We start from the raw sequence: 20,688 nt of genomic DNA, 5'->3' as shown, positions 1-20,688 counted from the left end.
CTCGCGCCCCGAGCAAGCAAAAATGTTGTTGGTGATTCAGTTTTTCTCGACCTGACCGAAATCCAGCTCCACAGGCGTGGCGCGACCAAAGATCGAGACCGACACCTTCAGGCGGCTCTTTTCGTAATCTACTTCTTCCACCACGCCGTTGAAGTCGGCGAAGGGGCCATCGTTGACGCGAACCAGCTCGCCCGGCTCGAAAAGGGTTTTCGGGCGCGGCTTGTCGCCGACCTGCTGCAAGCGGTTCATAATGGCGTCGACTTCTTTGTCGCCAATAGGCGCAGGCCGATCCAAGGTGCCGCCGATGAAACCCATGACGCGCGGTACGCTGCGCACCAAATGCCAGCTGGCGTCGTTCATCACCATCTGCACCAGGACATAACCCGGAAAAAACTTGCGTTCGCTTTTACGACGCTGGCCGGCGCGAATTTCAACCACTTCTTCCGTCGGCACCATGACTTCGCCAAACAGCTCTTCCATATCATGAAGTTTGATATGTTCGCGAAGGGACTGCGCTACGCGTCCCTCAAAACCGGAAAACGCTTGAACGACGTACCAGCGTTTTTTTGAAGCTTCGGACATCTTAGAACCTCAGGCCAGTAATAAACGATACCACACGGACCAAAATGCCATCCAGCCCCCACAGAATCAGTGACATCACGGCGGTCACCGCGGCGGCGATTAACGTGGTATGTAACGTTTCCTGGCGGGTCGGCCAAATCACTTTACGTACTTCGGTGCGCACTTCACGCGCAAACGCAACGGTGGACTTGCCTTTGGCAGTCATCATGGCTACACTGCCCGCGATAGCAATAATAAGCACGACAGCCAGCGCTCGCAACAGCAAGTGGTAATTGCGGTAGTAATAGTTACCGACGATAGCCACGACCAACAGAATCGCGACGACTAACCACTTAACCACTTCCAGGCCGCGCCCGCCTCCTTGAGCTTCGGTATTTGCACTCATAAAAAACCTGTCACCATAGGATTCAGACAAACAACTTATTAGCCCCGCAAAGCATGAGGCTACCAATCGAAGTATGCCCTGAATGAGCAACATTACCTCGAAGTTTTACGCCACAGAACAAGAGCTCATCTCACCAATGATTATGACTTAGAATCGCCGATGAGATAGGTTCTCTGTCACAGCGTAGAAAAATGGCGTCAAATGATGCCCTTTAACCGCATGTCGCGTCAAATGGTTATTCGACAAATGTCGGCATTTGCCGGCTTAAGCGATAACTTTGGCAACAACGCCGGCGCCAACGGTACGGCCGCCTTCGCGGATAGCGAAACGCAGGCCGTCGTCCATGGCGATCGGGGCAATCAGGTTAACAACCATCTTGATGTTGCCGCCAGGCATGACCATTTCAACGCCTTCCGGCAGTTCGATGGTACCGGTCACGTCAGTCGTACGGAAGTAGAACTGCGGGCGGTAGCCTTTGAAGAACGGTGTGCGGCTTTGATCGAGCCCGGCTCGGCCCAGAACTGTAGTGGCACACTGAATTTGGCCACCTGAACAGAGGGTGCTATGCTCACCTCAGAACAACACGGGTGCACCAATGAAAAGAAGAAATTTTACTCCTGAATTCAAACGCAAATCCGCTCAACTGGTTGTCGACCAAAATTACACCGCCGCGCAAGCAGCAAAAGTCATGGACGTCGGCCATTTCTACGATCACGAAATGGGTAAAACAACTGCGTAATGAGCGACAGGGGAAAACGCCAAAAGCCTCTCCCATAACCCCGGAACAAATCGAAATACGTGAGCTCAAGAAGAAGGTACAACGCATTGAAATGGAAAACAAAATATTAAAAAAGGCTACAGCGCTCTTGATGTCAGACTCCCTGAACAGTTCTCGTTAATTGGGAAACTCAGAGCGCGTTATCCCGTGGCCACACTCTGCCACGTGTTCAGGGTTCATCGCAGCAGTTACAAATACTGGAAAAGTCGTCCTGACAGGCCAGACGGCAGGCGAAAGGTATTGCGCAGTCAGGGTTATGAACTGCACAATATCAGTTATGGTGCAGCTGGCGCGAGAAGTATCGCCACCATGGCAATCCAGAAAGGCTTCCGGGTGGGGTGCTGGCTCGCAGGTAGACTCATGAAAGAGCTGGGGCTGGTCAGTTGTCAGCAGCAGACGCACAGGTATAAGCGTGGCGGTTAGGAGCATGTTGCGATCCCGAATTATCTTGAGCGCCAGTTCGCTGTAACGGAGCCAAATCAGGTATGGTGCGGCGATGTGACGTATATCTGGACCGGGAAACGCTGGGCATACCTTGCGGTTGTTCTTGATCTGTTCGCAAAGAAACCTGTGGGCTGGGCTATATCGTTCTCCCCGGACAGCAGACTGACCATCAAAGCACTGGAAATGGCATGGGAACCGCGTGGTAAACCAGCCGGAGTGATGTTCCACAGCGATCAGGGTAGCTACTATACGAGCAGGCAGTTCCGACAGTTGCTGTGGCGTTACCGGATCAAACAAAGCATGAGTCGGCGGGGTAACTGTTGGGATAACAGTTTGATGGAGCGCTTCTATCAGAAGTCTGAAAAACGAGCGGGTACCGGTAACGGGCTACATAAGCTTCAGCGAAGCAGCTCATGAAATTACCGACTATATCGTGGGATATTACAGCGCACTCGGGCCGCATGAATATAACAGTGGGGTGCCACCAAACGGATCAGAAAATAAATACTGGAAAAACGCTAACGCGGTGGCCAGTTTTAGTTGGCCACTACAGCCACTACAATTGTTCCTCTAAGACACGAATATATCAGTGGTATCACCACATCAACCAGGCAACATGCCTGCTGAATTTGTTTTTTTACAGAAAGGGGATCAGGAGGGAGACTAGAAGTGGTGCTGATAGGCAGATTCGAACTGCCGACCTCACCCTTACCAAGGGTGCGCTCTACCAACTGAGCTATATCAGCACATTGGAGCGGGCAGTGGGAATTGAACCCACATCATCAGCTTGGAAGGTTGAGGTAATAGCCATTATACGATGCCCGCATCTTGGAACTCGGCTACCTGATATTTTTGTAGATTGTAGATTGATGCCAGGATTCCGGGCCGATGCTGCGCATCGTTGTCTCGCTTTGCTTGACCCGAATTTTCGAAGTCTGTGACGGCAGATTTACAGTCTGCTTTTTTTGCCGCTCGCGAACCCCACCAGATTTTTTTTGGTGCCGGCAGAAGGAGTCGAACCCTCGACCTACTGATTACAAGTCAGTTGCTCTACCAACTGAGCTATGCCGGCATCACGTGCTGTGCATTCTAGGTAGAGCGGACGACCTATGCAACAAAAAAATCGCGTAATTCGCATTTTCGCTCAGAAATTACCCAATTTCACAACGGCACGCGCAAAATTGGTTATTATTCATGCTCGAAGCAGTGGAAGATCACGCTGTGGGCGGCACAGTAGCACTGTCGGCGCAACGGGTACAGCCCCGGCATTGCCCTGTTTACTCATGAATGACCACATGACCACACACCGGTAACGGCAGGGGCGACGGCGGTCGAGGATCGCACGGCAGGCTCGCAATTCCTCACCCGCGGCAGAAAAAATACTCTACGCTGGGTACGAAGCTGTCTATATTATTGCAGCTTGTTTTTTTTCCGGGTTAGCGTTCTGTGCCCTGAATAGACTGTGCAACAGGCTTTCTCACGTTATGATTAAAGCTGTGCAATCTCCCCCCACGCCATACCTGCAATTCAGCCGCAAACAGTGGGCCGCGTTGCGTAATTCCGTGCCGCTGACGCTCACCGAAGCAGAAATCGTCAAGCTCAAGGGGATAAATGAAGATCTTTCCCTTGAAGAAGTGGCGGAGATTTATCTGCCGCTGTCGCGTTTGCTCAACTTTTATATTAGTTCCAATCTGCGCCGCCAGGCCGTGCTGGAGCAATTCCTTGGCACCGACGGCCAGCGTATTCCCTATATCATCGGCATCGCCGGCAGCGTGGCGGTAGGCAAGAGCACTACGGCGCGCGTGCTGCAGGCGCTGTTGAGCCGCTGGCCCGAACACCGCACGGTAGAGCTAGTGACGACCGACGGGTTTTTGCATCCCAACAGCGTACTCAAGCAGCGGGATCTCATGAAGAAAAAGGGCTTTCCGGAGTCCTATGATATCCGCAGTCTGGTCAATTTCGTCTCGAAAGTGAAATCAGGCACGCCGCGCGTGACGGCCCCGGTCTATTCACACTTGATTTACGACGTTGTGCCCGACGAACAGAAAGTCATTTCCCAACCAGACATTCTGATACTGGAGGGATTAAACGTGCTGCAAAGCGGCAGCGATTATAACCACGATCCACACCGCGTGTTCGTCTCCGACTTTGTCGACTTTTCCATCTATGTCGATGCGCCTGAGACGCTGCTGCAGAGCTGGTATATCAATCGTTTTCTAAAGTTTCGCCAGGGCGCATTTTCCGATCCCGACTCCTATTTTCACCATTATTCCCAGCTTTCGGAGCAAAAGGCGGTCGCCGTCGCCAGCCAGCTGTGGAGCGAAATCAACGGCCGCAACCTGCAGCAAAACATTCTGCCTACCCGCGAGCGCGCGAGTCTTATCCTTGGTAAAAGCACCAATCATGCGGTGGAGAGAGTCCGGCTGCGCAAATAGGGTCGTGCTGGTACTGCGGCAGATCCACCTTACTTTTCTGCCGGCATCGGAAGCGGCGGCGTCTCGTCAGCGCGAATCTGCACGCCGCCGCAGATCCCTATCCATGCCCCGGTAAACGCTATCTGGAGCACGCCATCGGCCCGATTAGCGACCCTGCTGCGGGGCAGGCGGCGGGCGCTGTTCATACCGTTTGCCGGCGTCGATTGGGACGCCTATACCGATAAAGTCAGACAAGCGCTAGAGCCGCTAACCGTCGAGGTAACGGGTATCCATAAAACGGCAGACGCCAGTGCGGCCGTGGCGAATGCCGAGGTCATTATCATCGGTGGCGGCAATACCTTTCATTTGTTGAAACACTGTCGCGACCGTGGCTTGCTGCGTGCGATCCACCGCCGGGTGCAGGAGGGCGATTGGTTAACGCTGATCGGGGGCGCAGCGACGCTTGCCGGCCCCTACGATGCGGCGCTTCCTCGCGCCGATTTGCCCGATCCGGGCGCCGGGCGTGCTGACGCCGGGGAGTCTGCTTCCCTTGGATTAAACGCCAGCGCCCCGGCCGGGCGACGTGACGGCGGCGATGGGCAGCAGCCCAAAGCCGTCCCGTCCTCAGCGGCAAAAGCGTCACGGCTACTGGCCGCGCAGCGATATTTCTCCGCCCAAATAGGCATGCAGTTTCCCTTCCTGCTCCAGCAGCAAGGCCCCTTGCGCGTCGATTTCACGTGCAACCCCCTTGATTTCCCGTTCGCCAATAAGCAACTTCACCGGCCGGTCAAAGAAGTTGTCCAGCGCCTGCCAGCGGGCGACAAACGGTGCAAACCCGTCACGCTCGAATTGCCGCAACGCCTGTCGCAGCGTGTCGGTCAATTCTGCGGCCAGTGCGTTACGGTCGATGGCGATACCCGCTTCCTGCAAGTTAATCCATCCTTGGTCGATTTTACCCACCGCGTTTTCGCGCATCGCCAAGTTGATTCCAACACCTATCACGACATGGGCGGCATCCCCAGCCTTACCGGAAATTTCCACCAGAATCCCGGCCAGTTTGCGGTCGTTCAGATAGAGATCGTTCGGCCACTTCACGCGAACCCCTTCTGCGCCAAGGCGTTGCAATACCTCCGCCATGACAATACCGACCATCAGACTGAGGCCGTCTGCCGCCGGCGGGCCTTGCTCAAGACGCCAATACAATGACAAATACAGATTATTGCCGAACGGCGATATCCACTGGCGACCGCGCCGACCGCGCCCTTGCGCCTGATACTCCGCCACGCAGGCATCGCCCGGCTGTACGGTGCCGATACGTTCGATTAAATACTGATTGGTGGAGTCAATTACCGCCAACACCGCCAGCCGACCCGCCGGTAAGCGCGCGCGGATGACGCTTTCATCCAGCAACTGCAGCGGGGCATATAAACGATAGCCTTTGCCGGGCACCGTAAAGACATCCACACCCCAGTTGCGCACCATTTGAATGTGTTTGTTGATGGCAGCACGGTTTATTCTCAACGCCGCACCAAATTGTTCGCCAGAATGAAACTCACCATCGGCCAATAAACTAATGAGTTTAAGCGGGATGGTCACGTCTTTCATGTATTGCTCCCACCGCATCCACCTCACCAAAGGTGCCAATAAACCGCACTTCAGGCTCCAGCCAGACCGCAAACCGCTCCGCAACCTGTTGACGCACATAGCGCGCCAGCGCGGCAATATCCTCACCCGTCGCGTTATCAGCATTGACTAAAACCAGCGCCTGTTTATCATGCACCGCCGCACCGCCGAGGCGATAACCTTTGAGTCCGCAGCGATCGATAAGCCAACCTGCCGCCAGCTTCACCCCGCCCTCTAGCTGAGGATAATGGGGGGCATCAAGGTAGCGGCTTAACAGTCGTTCCGCTCTTGAAGCATCAATAACCGGATTTTTGAAAAAACTCCCGGCGCTGCAGGGCAACGCCGGGTCAGGCAATTTCGTGCGACGCATCGCGCAAACCGTATCATAAACCAGCCGCGGAGTGACTTGCTGCGGATCCAGGCGGGCCAGATCGTTATAGGTCAATACCGGTTGCCAGGCTTTGGCGAGCCGAAGGCCCACTGCAACAATGGCGTGGCGTTCGCGCAGCGCGTGCTTAAAGATACTGTCGCGGTAACCGAATTGACATTCAGCCGCACTCAGGCGACGTAAGGTGCCGGTTGCCAACTGCAGCACATCGACATAGTCACAGAACTGACGCAGCTCGGCGCCATAAGCGCCAATGTTCTGAATTGGCGCAGAACCAACGCAGCCGGGTATCAGTGCCAGATTCTCCAGACCCGGCATGTGTTGTTCGAGACAGGTGCGCACCAGGTCATGCCACACTTCTCCGGCGCCGACATGCAAATGCCAAGCGTCGGGACGCTCTTCGATTGTTACGCCCGCAATCCGGTTCAGCAACACGGTGCCGGCATAGTTTTCCAGAAACAACACATTGCTACCGCCACCCAACACCAGCGCCGGCGTAGCGTTGTCCGCAGCCTGCTGCCATAGCGTGAACAGCTCGGCCTCCGTATACGCCGCGATTACACGCCGTGCCCGCACATCAATGGCAAAGCTGTTCAGGTGCTTTAACGTCCCACTGTCCGTCATCATTACATAACCTGTCTTTACTTTTATTGCCGTTAGTTTACTTGATCTGTAGTGGCACACTGAATTTGGCCACCTGAACAGAGGTGATACGTTCACCTCAGAACAACACGGGTGTACCAATGAAAAGAAGAAATTTTAGTCCTAAATTCAAACGCGAATCCGCTCAACTGGTTGTCGACCAAAAATTACACCGCCGCGCAAGCAGCAAAAGCCATGGACGTCGGCCTTTTTACGATGACGAAATGGGTAAAACAACTACGTGATGAGCGACATGGGGAAAACGCCAAAAACCTTTCCCATAACCCCGGAACAAATCGAAATACATGAGCTCAAGAAGAAGGTACAACGCATTGAAATGGAAAACGAAACATTAAGAAAAACTACAGCGCTCTTGATGTCAGACTCCCTGAAAAGTTCTTGTTAATCGGGAAACTCAGAGCGCATTATCCTATGGCCACACTTTGCCACATGTTCAGGGTTCATCGCAGCAGTTATAAATATTGGAAAAGCCGTCCTGACAGGCCAGACGGCAGGCGGGCGAGCGGTATTACGCAGTCAGGCTCATGAAAGAGCTGGGTATCGCCAGCTGCCAGCTACCGACTCACAAATACAAACGCGGCGGCAATGAACACGTTGGAATACCGAACCACCTCAACCGCCAGTTCGCTGTAACGGAGCCAAACCAGGTATGGTGCGGCGATGTGACGTACATCTGGACCGGGAAACGCTGGGCATACCTTGCGGTTGTTCCTGATCTGTTCGCGAGGAAACCGGTGGGCTGGGCTATGTCGTTCTCCCCGAACAGCAACCTGCTTATCAAAGCACTGGAAATGGCATGGGAAACGCCTGGTAAACCAGCCGGAGTGATGTTTTACAGCGATCAGGGTAGCCACTATACGAGCAGGCAGTTCCGACAGTTGCTGTGGCGTTACCGGATTAAACAAGGCGTGAGTCGGCGGGGTAACTGTTGGGATAACAGTCCGATGAAGCGCTTCTTCAGAACTCTGAAAAACGAGTGGATACCGGTAACGGGCTACATAAGCTTCAGCGAAGCAGCTCATGAAATTACCGATTATATCGTGGGATATTACAGCGCACCTAGGCCGCATGAATATAACGGTGGGCTGTTCCACCAAACGAATCAGAAAATAGATACTGGAAAAGCGCTAACGCGGTGGCCAGTTTTAGTTGACCACTACACTCAGAGGTCCTGAAGGCACCAAAGCATCTCTGCCAGGTTTTCTGGATGTCAAGAGTAGGTAAGGTTCTTCGCGTTGCATCGAATTAAACCACATGCTCCACCGCTTGTGCGGACCCCCGTTAATTTATTTGAGTTTTAACCTTGCGGCCGTACTCCCTAGGCGGTTGATTTAACGCGTTAGCTTTGAAAGCTACGCCTCAAGGCTACAATCTTCAAATTGACATTTTTTACAGCGTGGACTACCAGGGTATCTAATCCTGTTTGCTCCCCACGCTTTCGTACCTGAGCGTCAGTCTTCGTCCAGGGGACCGCCTTCGCCACCGGTATTCTTCCAGATCTCTACGCATTTCACCGCTACACCTGGAATTTTACCCCCCCCTTTACGAGACTCTAGCCTGCTAGTTGCAAATGCAGTTCCCAGGTTAAGCCCGGAAATTTCACATCTGACTTAACAAACCACCTGCGTACGCTTTACGCCCAGTAATTTTGATTAACGCTTGCACCCTCCGTATTGCCGCGGCTGCTAGCACGGAATTAACCGGTGCTTCTTCTACGGGTAACGTCAATAGATAGCGCTGTTAACGCTACCGCCTTCCTCACCGCTGAAAGTGCTTTACAACTTGAAGGCTTTCTTCACACACGCGGCATGGCTGCATCAAGATTTTCCCTATTGTGCAATATTCCCTACTGCTGCCTCCCGTAGGAGTCTGGACCGTGCCTCAGTTCCAGTGTGGCTGGTCATCCTCTCAGACCAGCTAGTGATCACCGCCTAGGTGAGCCATTACTTTACCTACTAGCTAATTCCACCTGGGTTCATCCGATGGTGTGAGGCCCGAAGGTCCCCCACTTTGGTCTTGCGACGTTATGCGGTATTAGTTACCGTTTCCAGTAGTTATCCTTTTTCATCGGGCAGATCCTTAGACGTTACTTACCCGTCTCCCGCTCGACTTACATGTGTTAGGCCTGCCGCCAGCGTTCAATCTGAGCCATAATCAAACTCTTCAATTAAAAGCTTAATGCTCAAAGAATTAAAACCGGTATTCCTATGAATATTCGTTGTTCACCCTTCAAGACTTGATATTTCGGTATGTCGATGTCGTCTTGTGAGTGCCCACACAGATTGTCTGATAAATTGTTAAAGAGCAGTGCCGGGAGGCTGTTTTTCTTGACCGGCGCGGGTGGCGTATGTTACGCTTTTCCGCTATGGTATCGAGCTTTTATTTGCCCGTGGTCATCCTTTTGGTTTTGAACGAGCCGTCGCGGCGCAGCGAAAGCGCCTATTCCCTGCCAGCGAAGGCGCATTATAAATGCCTCCACGGCCGGTGACAAGCGCTAATTGTAACTTTTGCGTCAACTGGCGATAAATTAAACAAAGCGCTTGTTTTCCCTTGTCTAGGGGACGGTCTGACGATGGTTTTCAGTCAAGTCCGATGCCGATACTACGCTACAAAATCATTATGCCTTTGTTCACTTATTACCCTGTTCCCTTGTACCCTTATTCCCAAATTGCCTCCCGGCCATAATCTTTCCGCCACCGGGGGGCGATCCCAGGGACGGCTGACATCCGACTCGCGAAAGGACAGGCAATAACGCGCGCCGAGAGGCCGCATCGAGTGGTGTTAAAGCGTAAGCATTCCCAATGAGCCGAAACCATAGCGCGTCAGTGCCGGCATCAGCGCTACCGCCTGTGGCGTGGTAGCGAGGCAGTAAGCTTTATTCGGTCCAGATTCGCCCTGCAGGCTGTTGACGTCCATGTCATGCTCCACCAGCCAGGCCGCGCAGCGGGCAATGGCCGACCCGGAATCGACTAGACGGGTTCCTTCCGGTAGTACCACCTGGAGTTCCTGGCTCAGCAAGGGGAAGTGGGTACAGCCCAGCACGACCGTGTCAGGCGGCTCCGCTGCCCTTAGCCAGGGGCGCAGAAGTTTACGCAACACCGGCAGCGGCACCAATTCGCCGTGCAATTTGGCTTCCGCCATATCCACCAGTTCGGCCGTCCCTAACTGCAAAATTTGGCAATCGCCTGCGTATTGACTGATGAGATCATGGGTGTAACTGCGTTGTACCGTAGCGCGCGTCGCCAGCAACCCGACGATACCATTGCGGGTGAGTTGGGCCGCCGGTTTGATCGCCGGTACTACGCCGATAATCGGACAGGGAAAACGCTCGCGCAACGCCGGCAATGATGTGGTGCTGGCGGTATTGCAGGCAACGATGACCAAATCGATCTTATGCTGTCGCCACATCGCACCGACAATGGCGAGGACCCTATCGACAATGAACTGCTCCGGTTTTTCCCCATAAGGGAAGGCCTCATTGTCAAAAACGTACAAATAATGGGCATTGGGCAACGTTTGCCTGACTTCATCATAGATTGATAGGCCCCCCACGCCAGAGTCAAAGACAAGAATAGTGGGCCATTTGGCGGCACTGCCGTCAGAAAGCATAGGTTCCGGTGAGATAGAATTCCCGTCCTGCAGTCTGGTAGCCATAAGCTGCCTCATAATTTTTACCGAACACATTGGCCAGTCTACCACGAACCGTCAATTGGTTTGTCAGCGGATATGGCGTCGCAATATCCCACAGACTGATCCCTCCCAGCCGTACGCGTTGATTGGTGTTGTAATTAGTATCCCAACGCTGCCCAAGGTAACGGTAATTCAGCGACCAATTGATATCGGCCACCCGCCAGTCCAACTGGTATTTCACCTGTTGTTTCGCGCGGCGGGCCAAAATCTCATTGGTCTTGGCATCACGCGGATCGAGATATTCCAGCGTCACCTGATGGGACAGCTGTAGTGGCACACTGAATTTGGCCACCTGAACAGAGGTGATATGCTCACCTCAAAACAACACGGGTGCACCAATGAAAAGAAGAAATTTTAGTCCTGAATTCAAACGCGAATCCGCTCAACTCATTGTCGACCAAAATTACACCGCCGCACAAGCAGCAAAAGCTATGGACGTCGGCCTTTCTACGATAACGAAATGGGTAAAACAACTGCGTGATGAGCGACAGGGGAAAACACCAAAAGCCTCTCCCATAACACCGGAACAAATCGAAATACGTGAGCTCAAGAAGAAGGTACAACGCATTGAAATGGAAAATGAAATATTAAAAAAGGCTACAGCGCTCTTGATGTCAGACTCCCTGAACAGTTCCCGTTAATCGGGAAACTCAGAGCGCGTTATCCTGTGGCCACACTCTGCCACGTGTTCAGTGTTCATCGCAGCAGTTACAAATACTGGAAAAGTCGTCCTGACAGGCCAAGCCGGTAGGCGAACGCTATTGCGCAGTCAGGTTCATGAACTGCACAGTATCAGCCATGGTGCAGCTGGCGCGAGAAGTATCGCCACCATGGCAACCCAGAGAGGCTTCCGGATGGGGGCGCTGGCTGGCCGGTAAGCTGATGAAAGAGCTGGGTATCGCCAGCTGCCAGCTACCGGCTCACAAATACAAACGCGGCGGCAATGAACAGGTTGAAATACCAAACCATCTCAACCGCCAGTTCGCTGTAACGGAGCCAAACCAGGTATGGCGCGGCGATGTGACGTATATCTGGACCGGGAAACGCTGGGGATACCTTGCGGTTGTTCTTGATCTGTTCGCGAGGAAAACGGTGGGCTGGGCTATATCGTTCTCCCCGGACAGCAGATTGACCATCAAAGCACTGGAAATGGCATGGGAAACGCGTGGTAAACCAGCCGGAGTGATGTTCCACAGCGATCAGGGTAGCCACTATACGAGCAGGCAGTTCCGACAGTTGCTGTGGCGTTACCGGATCAAACAAAGCATGAGTCGGCGTGGTAACTGTTGGGATAACAGTCCGATGGAGCGCTTCTTCAGAAGTCTGAAAAACGAGTGGATACCGGTAACGGGCCATATAAGCTTCAGCGAAGCAGCTTATGAAATTACCGACTATATCGTGGGATATTACAGCGCACTCAGGCCGCATGAATATAACGGTGGGTTGCCACCAAACAAATCAGAAAATAGATACTGGAAAAAGGCTAACGCGGTGGCCAGTTTTAGTTGACCACTACACATGTACCGTGCCAGCCAAATTGCGAATTATCATCCTCTCTGGCCGCCCCTTCCAGGGTGACAGGACCGTACAACTGCCGCACCGTGGCATACAGGCCGGTGTTACGCTGTTCATAGCCATCGCTGAGATAATTGGTGCCGGGCTCGGTAGTCTGCTTCTGCCAATCCACCCCGTCGCTGGCGGTGCCGTGCGTAATGTGCAGCGTGTTTCCCCACGCTAAATAATACTGCTGAGAATCATCCAGCGTGGCGGAATCCGCATAGGGGCCATAGTGCAGATCGTAGTTATAGTCTTTGGTATGGTTGTAGCTGAAGGACAATTGGGACGCATAGATCCCTTGCTGGAAACGCAGGCCGGTGTCCCAGGTGTGGCTGTAGAGCTGGCGGGTGTCCGGCAGCACGTCCGGATGATTAAAGTCGCTATAAGAATAGGTACCATCGTAGGCGCTGCAGTTGCTGAAACCATAGGTGCGGGCAAACCCGCTGAACCGATCGTTGAACCGATGTTCCAGCCCGGCGTACAAGGTTTTACTCATAAAAGCATCGCGATCGGGCTGTGCCGGGTCGCCGTAGGTATCCGGCAAATTGGCCCGAACATCAAATCCGCGGGTATAGGTATAATTACCCGCCAGGGTGGCGGTCTCGTATTCTCCCCCAACTGCTGGTGGGTAGCGCCATCGTAGGTCTGATAACCGTGGGAGCCCATGCCGGCGCTGAGCGTGCTGCCGTTCTGCTCACGGGTAGTGATAAATATTGACCACGCCGCCGATCGCATCCGAGCTGTAGACCGCCGAACGCGGTCCGCGGATATATTCAATGCGCTATACCAGCGCGATGGGGATCTGGCTGAGATCGGATGAGCCGGATATGCCCGCCTGATTCATGCGCACGCCATCGATTAACACCAGCGCATGGCTGGCATTCGTGCCGTGAATGAACAGCGAGCTTTGCTGGCCGAGACCGCCGTTCTGACCGATGTCCACCCCCGGCAACCGCCTTAGCGTCTCGGCCACGGATTTGATCTGTCCACGATCGATGTCGTCGCGGGTGACCACGCTAACCGGCGCCAGTACCGTGGAAACGGGTTGCGGGAAACGGTTCGCGGAAACTATCAGCGCATTACCGCCGTCGGCCTGAGTTGGGCCAGTCGCTTGCCCCCAGCCTGAAAAGGCCGTGACGGAGAGCGTCACCAGCACGGTCGTTTTTGTTTTAAACATTTTTGGCATCCAATCGATTGGCAGGACGCCGCGGGTGACAGGTACCGGCCGCCGATGGCGGACCTTGAGCAGGCGACGGAAAACCGCCCACGTTCTGGCCGGCCAATAATCCTACCGTCCCGGTAATAAACGTCTCTAGGAAACAAATGCACCTTAACAATGACAGGCGACAAAACTGGACATTAACCGTTCATTCCCTACAATCCCGGGCAAAAGCGGTAATGACCGCCCGGCCAGCAGGAAACGACCATTACTACGCCCGAGACGTTACCCATCGATCAGTATGAACAGCAGTTGGCGGAGAAAGCGGCGCGTCTGCGGCAGATGATGCTGGCGTTCCAGGCGCCTGACGCGCAGATTTTCCGCTCACAGCCCGCGCATTATCGCATGCGTGCCGAATTTCGCATCTGGCATGATGAGGATGACCTGTATCACATCATGTTCGATCCGCAGACCAAAGCGCGGATCCGCATCGATCATTTCATGCCCGGCAGTCCGCTCATCAATGCGCTTATGGCCGAAATGATGACAGCCATCCGCCCACAACCTCTGTTGCGCGCCAAGCTGTTTCAAATAGACTATCTCACGACGCAAAGCGGTGAGGCGGTGGTGACCCTCATTTATCACCGGCCGCTGGACGACGCCTGGCACGAATGCGCCGCAGGCCTGCGTGACGCCTTGCGCGCCCGCGGTTACCACATCCAGTTTATCGGTCGCGCCACCAAGACGAAAATCTGCCTGGATCGCGATTATGTCGACGAGCGCTTGACCGTCGCCAGCAGCACGCTCATTTACCGGCAGATCGAGAACAGCTTTACCCAGCCCAATGCCGGAGTCAATGTACACATGCTAGAATGGGCGCTGGCGGCCACCGAAGGCGCGCAGGGGAATTTGCTGGAACTATACTGCGGCAACGGCAATTTTTCGCTGGCGCTGGCGCGTCATTTCGACCGGGTGCTTGCCACCGAAATCGCCAAACCGTCGGTGGACGCCGCGCACTATAACATCGCCGCAAATCATATCGATAATGTGCAGATAGTCCGTATGTCGGCTGAGGAGTTTACCCAGGCGATGCGCAAAGAGCGGGAGTTTACCCGTCTTAAGGAGATTAATTTACAGAGCTACCGTTGCGAAACGATTTTTGTTGATCCGCCACGTAGCGGGCTGGACGAGGCGACGGCCAGCATGGTGCAGGCGTATCCACGGATCCTGTACATCTCCTGCAACCCTGATTCTCTGTGCCGCAACCTTTCCACGCTCTCTACCACCCACGCTATTAAGCGGCTGGCGCTATTTGATCAGTTCCCCTACACCCACCATATGGAATGTGGCGTGTTGCTGGTGCGCAAGGCCACGGCGGTTTAAGCCATCGACGCCATGCCTGATTCAAACATCAGTAATTTTCATCGCCGTCCGCTTGCGTGCGGCGCAGGATTTTCAGCCGCCGGCCAATCCACAAGACCAGCACCACCGCCAATATTGACGGCACGAAATTCGAGCCGATAGCGGGATATTCGGCGCGGACAATCGCGCTGTACAATAACAGCCCAAGCAGGAAATTCGCCGCCACCAGCAGCGGATAACCCGGCGGCATGGCACTCTGGTGATAACGCTGATGCAGGCAATACAGCGCCAGGGCCAGCGCAATCGGCGGGAAGAGGGAAAAGGGGACGATGGCGCTGAAAAGCGCGGTGAAACTACCGTTAAGGGACAAGCCCGCGATCAGTGCCAACAGCAGTGTGCCTTTCTCTGCAAGGGGGTGTTGGGTCATCTGTTACCTGCCATTATTCTGAGTAAGGGTCAGCGCTTTTTCCTGCTCGCGACGGTACCAATAAAAAGCCCCTTTGGATATCATGCGCAGCTGCAGTACCAGCCGCTCTTCCAGCTGGCGGCGCTGCTCAAGATCGACATCCAGCGCCTCGGCGCCAGCATTGAACACGATGATGACCATCGCCTCCGCCTGCGCTTCGGTAAAGCTGCGCGGCATATGGTTATCGATTTCCAAATAATCGGCCAGCTCGGCGATGAAATGCTGGATTTCCCGCGCCACCGCGCCGCGGAAGGCGCTGGAGGTGCCGGAACGTTCACGCAGCAGCAGGCGGAAAGCGTTGGGGTTGTTACCGATAAATTCCATAAACGTGGCCACCGACGTACGGATCACGCTGCCGCCCTTGGCGATACGCTGACGCGCCTGGCGCATCAGCTGGCGCAACATCAGTCCGCTTTCGTCCACCATGGTGAGGCCAAGCTCATCCACATCGCGGAAATGGCGGTAAAACGAGGTGGGCGCAATACCGGCTTGGCGGGCAACTTCACGCAGGCTCAAGCTGGCGAAACTGCGTTCAGCGCTCAACTGGCTGAATGCCGCCTCAATGAGCGAACGCCGGGTCCGCTCTTTCTGTTGCGCTCTGATGCCCATATAAAACCATCCAGCCTCGCCATTAATGTAAAAAAACAATTATATCAAAATTTGTTGCAACAGCGTTGATACAACCTGTGTATTTTAGCGTCCCGAGCCTCCTGCCACGATCCTGGACCGTGCCCGGACGCGCGAAGGGATGATCCGTGCGATTACCGCCCGCCCGATACGTTGTCAATTGGGATATGCGGGCGTTGATGTTACAATTAGGTTGTTAATTTGTATTCATCGGGTTGGGACAGCTATGCAACCAAAGTACGATTACGATGCCATTATTATCGGTTCCGGTCCCGGCGGCGAAGGCGCCGCCATGGGATTAACCAAGCGTTTCGCGCGCGTCGCGGTCATTGAGCGCTATGACAACGTCGGCGGCGGCTGCACCCACTGGGGCACCATTCCCTCCAAAGCGCTGCGCCAGGCGGTCAGCCGGATTATTGAAGTCAATCGAAGCCCGCTGCACGGTAATACCCGTCCGCCCCACACCGGCTTCGCCGATATTTTGCGCCATGCCGATCAGGTCATAAAGCAGCAAACCCACATGCGCCAGGGTTTTTACGAGCGCAACCACTGCCAGATCTTTACCGGCGAGGCCAGCTTCGTCGATGAACACCGGGTGCAGATCCACTACGGCGATAACACGACCGAGACCCTGAGCGCGGAAAATATCGTCATCGCCTGCGGCTCCCGGCCCTATCACCCCCAGGATGTGGATTTCAACCATCCGCGTATTTACGCCAGCGACTCTATCCTCGACCTGAAGCACGATCCCCACCATGTGATTATTTACGGTGCCGGCGTTATCGGCTGCGAGTACGCCTCTATTTTCCGCGGCATGAACATCAAGGTGGATTTAATCAATACCCGGGATCGGCTGCTGGCGTTCCTCGATCAGGAGATGTCTGACGCCTTGTCCTACCATTTCTGGGAAAACGGGGTAGTTATCCGTCACAACGAGGAATACGAAAAAATCAAAGGGCTCGATGACGGCGTTGAGGTGCGTTTCCGCTCCGGCAAGCGCATGAAAGCTGATTGTCTGCTCTACGCCAACGGCCGCACCGGCAATACCGATACGCTTAAGCTGGACAAGGTCGGGCTGGAAGCGGACAGCCGCGGGCTTATCAAAGTTAACAGCATGTATCGGACCGCCGCCCGCCATATTTACGCGGTCGGCGATGTGATTGGCTACCCCAGCCTGGCCTCCGCGGCTTATGATCAGGGCCGTATCGCCGCGCAGGTGATCATTAAAGGGCAGGCCAATGTGCAGCTGATTGAAAATATTCCCACCGGCATATATACCATCCCCGAAATCAGCTCTGTCGGCAAAACCGAGCAAGAGCTTACGGCGATGAAAGTCCCGTATGAAGTCGGACGCGCACAGTTCAAACATTTGGCGCGGGCGCAAATCGTCGGCATGAATGTCGGGAGCCTGAAATTGTTATTTCACCGCGAGACGAAGCAAATCCTCGGCATCCACTGTTTTGGCGAACGCGCCGCCGAGATTATTCATATCGGCCAGGCCATCATGGAGCAGAGGGGAGAAGGTAATACCATTGAATATTTCGCCAATACCACCTTCAATTATCCCACCATGGCGGAAGCCTACCGGGTGGCGGCGCTTAACGGCTTAAACCGCCTGTTTTAAGCCGGTGCCCATGTAGGCTTGCATATGACTGCGGATACAGTCCGCCAGTTGCTCATAGCGGGCACGCAGCGGTGAACCGGGGCGATACACCAGCGCAATGGTACGTTTCGGTTCCGGTTTGTAACAGGGGAGATAGCAAACGCCATCCCGCTTGCGCTCCCGCGGTACCGCCAGGGAGGGCAGCAAGGTAACGCCGCTGCCCGCCGCCACCATATTGCGCAGGGTTTCCAGGCTGGTGGCGCGAAAATGGGTGTCCTCGTCGGCACCGGCCTGGAAGCAAAAGCCCATCGCCTGATCGCGCAAACAGTGGCCATCCTCCAGCATGAGCAGCCGCTCGCCGGCCAGATCGGACATCGGCACCCGATCGCGATCCGCCCAGGGATGATCGGCATAAATCGCCAACTGCATCGGTTCGTCAAACAAAGGCACTTCAATAAACGCTTCTGACTCCTTTACCAGCGCAAAAATGACGCAGTCCAGCCTGCCGCTGTCGAGCTGTTGTAACAGTTGGCTGGTTTGGGACTCATGCAAATACATTTCCAGCTTGGGAAAGGTCTGGTGCAGCGTCGGAACAATATGCGGCAGCAGATACGGCCCCACGGTAGGGATTAGGCCGATATGCAGCGGCCCCGACATGGATTCTCCCTGCTGGCTGGCCATCTCGCGCAGAACTTTTACTTCCCGCAGCACCGTACGCGCCTGATCCACCAGCAGCAGGCCGGCTTGGGTGAACAGCACTTTACGGCTGGTTCGTTCCAACAGCATCACGCCCAATTCATCTTCCAGCTTGCGCACCTGTCCGCTGAGAGTGGGCTGACTGACGTGGCAGGAGTCGGCGGCGCGTCGGAAATGACGATGCTCGGCCAAAGCCACCAAATATTCTAGATCGCGAATGTTCATGAATTCCTCCATCGACGCGATAGTCCGCGTCGATAAATAGAATAGCAATCAACGATTAACCCTATCAATAGCTAAAATCAATAATAATTACCGCCACAGGTTAATAGTGTTGTACTTCATCCATAATCGTTAAAATGATGAGAGAAAGTTCAGGGTCAGGAAGGGAAAAAGGTCCCGCAAGCGATATTCCCCGCCTATCAGGACGATCATTGGCTGAAGGCAGCAATGGATGCACCGTGCAGCGCGAAAACGGTCAGCATTTTGGTAGAAGATGCGGGCCGCCCGCAGAAATGGCCTCCGCGGGCCAATGCTGGACCCACCGCGTCAATCCACCCACCTGCCCGATAATAGCAACAATGGACAGGCGCCGCGCCGCGGCCTTTATGCCAGCCGCTGTTTTGCCTCAGCGATAGCCTGCGCGATCTGCGCCGCCGCCACGCCGCCTTTCGCCTTACGCTGCGCCAGGCAAGACGTCAGCGCCAGGACCGGATAGACATCATTGTCAATCACCGGGATGAAAGCCTGCAGTCGCGCCAGCGGTAGCGCTTCCAGGGGCACTTCCTGACGGATAGCTTCCACCAACTACCTCGCCGACAATATGGTGCGCTGCGCGAAAAGGGATCCCCCGCGCCGCCAGATAATCCGCCAGTTCAGTGGCGTTGGCATAACCCTGCTGCGCCGCTTCGCTGCAGCGCGACGATTTTAGTTGGATCCCATCGAGCACCAGCGCCGCCATATGCAGACAGTCAACCCAGCTATCCAGCGCGTCGAACAGCTCCTCTTTATCTTCCTGCATATCCTTGTTATAGGCCAGCGGCAGGCCCTTCAACGTCATCATCATGCCGGTCAACGCGCTCTGCACTCGTCCGCATTTGTCGCGGATAAGCTCCAGCGCATCGGGGTTTTTCTTCTGCGGCATCAGCGACGAGCCGGAAGTGACGCGATCCGATAATTCGATGAAGCCCGCCTCGCCGGTATTAAAGAAAATCAGATCTTCGGCGAAGCGGGAAAGGTGCACCATACCAATTGCCGCATCCGACAGGAGTTCCAAAACATGATCGCGATCGGAAATGCTATCCAGACTGTTGCGTGTCGCAGAAGCAAAACCCAGCCAGCCGGCCAGCTTGTCGCGATCGATAGCATAGGCGGTACCGGCCTGCGCGACGGCGCCGAGCGGGCTGAAGTCCAGACGTGTCAACGTGTCGCGCAGGCGGCTTTCATCGCGGGCGAGCATTTCGCTGTAGGCCAGACACCAGTGGGCGAAGGTGATGGGTTGCGCGCGCTGCAAATGGGTATAGCCGGGCATCACCACGTCCTGATGGGGCACGGCGGTCATGGACCAGCGCCTGCTGCAATAAATGTATCGCGCCAAGCAGCTCGGTGACCTGCGCTTTACACCACAGCTTGAGATCGGTCGCCACCTGATCGTTTCGGCCGCGTCCGGTGTGCAACTTTTTGCCTAAATCGCCCACTTTATCAATCAAGCGCTGCTCTACCCAGCTATGGATATCTTCTGCATCGCTCGCGAGTGTAGTGGCACACTAAATTTGGCCACCTGAACAGAGGTGATATTCTCACCTCAGAACAACACGGGTGCACCAATGAAAAGAAGAAATTTTAGTCCTGAATTCAAACGCAAATCCGCTCAACTGGTTGTCGACCAAAATTACACCGCCGCGCCAGCAGCAAAAGCCATGGACGTCGGTTTTTCTACGATGATGAAATGGGTAAAACAACTGCGTGATAAGCGACAGGGGGAAACGCCAAAAGCCTCTCCCATAACCCCGGCACAAATCGAAATACGTGAGCTCAAGAAGAAGGTACAACGCATTGAAATGGAAAATGAAATATTAAAAAAGGCTACAGCGCTCTTGATGTCAGACTCCCTGAACAGTTCCCGTTAATCGGGAAACTCAGAGCGCGTTATCCTGTGGCCACACTCTGCCACGTGTTCAGTGTTCATCGCAGCAGTTACAAATACTGGAAAAGTCGTCCTGACAGGCCAAGCCGGTAGGCGAACGCTATT

General features: G+C 54.5%; 12 protein-coding genes, 3 tRNA genes, 9 pseudogenes and 1 other annotated feature. Of the genes and pseudogenes, 8 read left to right on the top strand and 16 right to left on the bottom strand.

The genetic code is table 11. The annotated features are described in order from the left end of the window. Positions 1 to 36 precede the first annotated feature (36 nt). The 3 genes and pseudogenes from nusG to tuf all read right to left on the bottom strand — a co-directional run. Positions 37 to 582 (bottom strand): transcription termination/antitermination protein NusG, encoded by a 546-nt coding sequence (gene nusG / locus ACTBDU_RS04105; RefSeq protein ID WP_438805643.1) that lies wholly within the window; start codon positions 580 to 582, stop codon positions 37 to 39. A 1-nt stretch (position 583) separates the two neighbouring features. Further along, positions 584 to 967 (bottom strand): preprotein translocase subunit SecE, encoded by a 384-nt coding sequence (gene secE, locus ACTBDU_RS04100; protein ID WP_438805642.1) that lies wholly within the window; start codon positions 965 to 967, stop codon positions 584 to 586. A gap of 264 nt (positions 968 to 1,231) precedes the next feature. Beyond that, positions 1,232 to 1,456: pseudogene (tuf, locus tag ACTBDU_RS04095) on the bottom strand (elongation factor Tu); the annotation flags it as partial. A 106-nt stretch (positions 1,457 to 1,562) separates the two neighbouring features. On the opposite strand from tuf, the pseudogene ACTBDU_RS04090 reads away from it, so the two are divergent. Then, a pseudogene (locus tag ACTBDU_RS04090) lies at positions 1,563 to 2,763 on the top strand (IS3 family transposase). Positions 2,764 to 2,859: 96 nt separating this feature from the next. On the opposite strand, the gene ACTBDU_RS04085 reads toward ACTBDU_RS04090, so the two are convergent. The 3 genes from ACTBDU_RS04085 to ACTBDU_RS04075 form a co-directional block, all read right to left on the bottom strand. Then, a tRNA-Thr gene (locus ACTBDU_RS04085) sits at positions 2,860 to 2,935 on the bottom strand. Positions 2,936 to 2,939: 4 nt separating this feature from the next. After that, a tRNA-Gly gene (locus ACTBDU_RS04080) sits at positions 2,940 to 3,014 on the bottom strand. A 171-nt stretch (positions 3,015 to 3,185) separates the two neighbouring features. Continuing rightward, positions 3,186 to 3,261: transfer RNA gene (locus ACTBDU_RS04075), tRNA-Thr, on the bottom strand. Between the two features lie 412 nt (positions 3,262 to 3,673). Between ACTBDU_RS04075 and coaA the strand changes: the two genes are divergently transcribed. Beyond that, positions 3,674 to 4,624 (top strand): type I pantothenate kinase, encoded by a 951-nt coding sequence (gene coaA / locus ACTBDU_RS04070; RefSeq protein WP_438805641.1) that lies wholly within the window; start codon positions 3,674 to 3,676, stop codon positions 4,622 to 4,624. A 29-nt stretch (positions 4,625 to 4,653) separates the two neighbouring features. On the opposite strand, the gene ACTBDU_RS04065 is transcribed toward coaA, so the two are convergent. Continuing rightward, positions 4,654 to 4,809 carry a hypothetical protein gene (locus tag ACTBDU_RS04065; protein ID WP_438805640.1) on the bottom strand — a complete coding sequence of 52 codons (156 nt, stop codon included), beginning with the start codon at positions 4,807 to 4,809 and terminating at the stop codon, positions 4,654 to 4,656. On the opposite strand from ACTBDU_RS04065, the pseudogene ACTBDU_RS04060 reads away from it, so the two are divergent. Next, positions 4,745 to 4,975: pseudogene (locus tag ACTBDU_RS04060) on the top strand (Type 1 glutamine amidotransferase-like domain-containing protein); the annotation flags it as partial. The gene ACTBDU_RS04065 and the pseudogene ACTBDU_RS04060 sit on opposite strands and share 65 nt — an antisense overlap. 273 nt (positions 4,976 to 5,248) lie before the next feature. On the opposite strand, the gene birA reads toward ACTBDU_RS04060, so the two are convergent. Beyond that, positions 5,249 to 6,208 carry a bifunctional biotin--[acetyl-CoA-carboxylase] ligase/biotin operon repressor BirA gene (gene birA, locus ACTBDU_RS04055; protein WP_438805639.1) on the bottom strand — a complete coding sequence of 320 codons (960 nt, stop codon included), beginning with the start codon at positions 6,206 to 6,208 and terminating at the stop codon, positions 5,249 to 5,251. Beyond that, positions 6,183 to 7,241, bottom strand: coding sequence for a UDP-N-acetylmuramate dehydrogenase (gene murB / locus ACTBDU_RS04050; RefSeq protein WP_438805638.1), 1,059 nt, complete (start codon positions 7,239 to 7,241; stop codon positions 6,183 to 6,185). The genes birA and murB overlap by 26 nt, the downstream gene beginning before the upstream one ends. Positions 7,242 to 7,357: 116 nt before the next feature. Between murB and ACTBDU_RS04045 the strand changes: the two are divergent. Continuing rightward, a pseudogene (locus ACTBDU_RS04045) lies at positions 7,358 to 8,430 on the top strand (IS3 family transposase). A 168-nt stretch (positions 8,431 to 8,598) separates the two neighbouring features. Next, positions 8,599 to 9,439, bottom strand: a sequence feature (16S ribosomal RNA rRNA prediction is too short). 619 nt (positions 9,440 to 10,058) lie between these two features. Here the strand turns inward: ACTBDU_RS04045 and murI are convergent. Beyond that, the gene (murI, locus tag ACTBDU_RS04040) at positions 10,059 to 10,931 is read right to left on the bottom strand and encodes a glutamate racemase (RefSeq protein WP_438805637.1); all 873 of its coding nucleotides are present in this window, start codon (positions 10,929 to 10,931) and stop codon (positions 10,059 to 10,061) included. Beyond that, positions 10,876 to 11,232 (bottom strand): annotated as a pseudogene (btuB, locus tag ACTBDU_RS04035) (TonB-dependent vitamin B12 receptor BtuB); the annotation flags it as partial. The pseudogene btuB and the gene murI, both read right to left, overlap by 56 nt. 73 nt (positions 11,233 to 11,305) lie before the next feature. On the opposite strand from btuB, the pseudogene ACTBDU_RS04030 reads away from it, so the two are divergent. Next, positions 11,306 to 12,476 (top strand): annotated as a pseudogene (locus ACTBDU_RS04030) (IS3 family transposase). Between the two features lie 10 nt (positions 12,477 to 12,486). On the opposite strand, the pseudogene ACTBDU_RS04025 reads toward ACTBDU_RS04030, so the two are convergent. Next, positions 12,487 to 13,701, bottom strand: a pseudogene (locus tag ACTBDU_RS04025) (TonB-dependent receptor plug domain-containing protein); the annotation flags it as partial. A 249-nt stretch (positions 13,702 to 13,950) separates the two neighbouring features. Between ACTBDU_RS04025 and trmA the strand changes: the two are divergent. Further along, positions 13,951 to 15,066: a tRNA (uridine(54)-C5)-methyltransferase TrmA gene (gene trmA, locus ACTBDU_RS04020; RefSeq protein ID WP_438805673.1), complete on the top strand. Its 1,116-nt coding sequence runs from the start codon at positions 13,951 to 13,953 to the stop codon at positions 15,064 to 15,066. A 28-nt stretch (positions 15,067 to 15,094) separates the two neighbouring features. On the opposite strand, the gene ACTBDU_RS04015 is transcribed toward trmA, so the two are convergent. Together ACTBDU_RS04015 and fabR are read right to left on the bottom strand one after the other, a co-directional pair. Continuing rightward, positions 15,095 to 15,472, bottom strand: a complete 378-nt coding sequence (locus ACTBDU_RS04015) for a YijD family membrane protein (RefSeq protein ID WP_438805636.1) — start codon at positions 15,470 to 15,472, stop codon at positions 15,095 to 15,097. 3 nt (positions 15,473 to 15,475) lie between these two features. Then, on the bottom strand, positions 15,476 to 16,120 hold the full coding sequence (gene fabR / locus ACTBDU_RS04010; RefSeq protein ID WP_438805635.1) for an HTH-type transcriptional repressor FabR: 645 nt from the start codon (positions 16,118 to 16,120) through the stop codon (positions 15,476 to 15,478). Positions 16,121 to 16,364: 244 nt separating this feature from the next. Here fabR and sthA point away from each other — a divergent pair, with 244 nt between their 5' ends. Then, positions 16,365 to 17,762 carry a Si-specific NAD(P)(+) transhydrogenase gene (sthA, locus tag ACTBDU_RS04005; protein WP_438805634.1) on the top strand — a complete coding sequence of 466 codons (1,398 nt, stop codon included), beginning with the start codon at positions 16,365 to 16,367 and terminating at the stop codon, positions 17,760 to 17,762. Here the strand turns inward: sthA and oxyR are convergent. After that, complete coding sequence (gene oxyR, locus ACTBDU_RS04000; protein WP_438805672.1) at positions 17,745 to 18,662, bottom strand: DNA-binding transcriptional regulator OxyR; 918 nt, start codon at positions 18,660 to 18,662, stop codon at positions 17,745 to 17,747. The two genes, sthA and oxyR, sit on opposite strands and share 18 nt — an antisense overlap. Positions 18,663 to 19,043: 381 nt before the next feature. Next, positions 19,044 to 20,191 (bottom strand): annotated as a pseudogene (argH, locus tag ACTBDU_RS03995) (argininosuccinate lyase); the annotation flags it as partial. Positions 20,192 to 20,263: 72 nt separating this feature from the next. On the opposite strand from argH, the pseudogene ACTBDU_RS03990 reads away from it, so the two are divergent. After that, positions 20,264 to 20,667 (top strand): annotated as a pseudogene (locus ACTBDU_RS03990) (transposase); the annotation flags it as partial. Positions 20,668 to 20,688: the final 21 nt, after the last annotated feature.

The organism is Sodalis sp. (in: enterobacteria) (assembly GCF_051710625.1).
Taxonomy (GTDB): domain Bacteria; phylum Pseudomonadota; class Gammaproteobacteria; order Enterobacterales; family Enterobacteriaceae; genus JBPESN01.
Note: the sequence above shows the minus strand (reverse complement) of the source record. Positions and strands in the feature narration are given on the sequence as shown.

Excerpts from the sequence above, each read along its gene's own strand:
- nusG (WP_438805643.1), bottom strand. The coding sequence starts at position 582 with ATGTCCGAAGCTTCAAAAAAACGCTGGTACGTCGTTCAAGCGTTTTCC.
- secE (WP_438805642.1), bottom strand. The coding sequence starts at position 967 with ATGAGTGCAAATACCGAAGCTCAAGGAGGCGGGCGCGGCCTGGAAGTG.
- coaA (WP_438805641.1), top strand. The coding sequence starts at position 3,674 with ATGATTAAAGCTGTGCAATCTCCCCCCACGCCATACCTGCAATTCAGC.
- ACTBDU_RS04065 (WP_438805640.1), bottom strand. The coding sequence starts at position 4,809 with ATGAACAGCGCCCGCCGCCTGCCCCGCAGCAGGGTCGCTAATCGGGCC.
- birA (WP_438805639.1), bottom strand. The coding sequence starts at position 6,208 with ATGAAAGACGTGACCATCCCGCTTAAACTCATTAGTTTATTGGCCGAT.
- murB (WP_438805638.1), bottom strand. The coding sequence starts at position 7,241 with ATGATGACGGACAGTGGGACGTTAAAGCACCTGAACAGCTTTGCCATT.
- murI (WP_438805637.1), bottom strand. The coding sequence starts at position 10,931 with ATGGCTACCAGACTGCAGGACGGGAATTCTATCTCACCGGAACCTATG.
- ACTBDU_RS04015 (WP_438805636.1), bottom strand. The coding sequence starts at position 15,472 with ATGACCCAACACCCCCTTGCAGAGAAAGGCACACTGCTGTTGGCACTG.
- fabR (WP_438805635.1), bottom strand. The coding sequence starts at position 16,120 with ATGGGCATCAGAGCGCAACAGAAAGAGCGGACCCGGCGTTCGCTCATT.
- sthA (WP_438805634.1), top strand. The coding sequence starts at position 16,365 with ATGCAACCAAAGTACGATTACGATGCCATTATTATCGGTTCCGGTCCC.
- oxyR (WP_438805672.1), bottom strand. The coding sequence starts at position 18,662 with ATGAACATTCGCGATCTAGAATATTTGGTGGCTTTGGCCGAGCATCGT.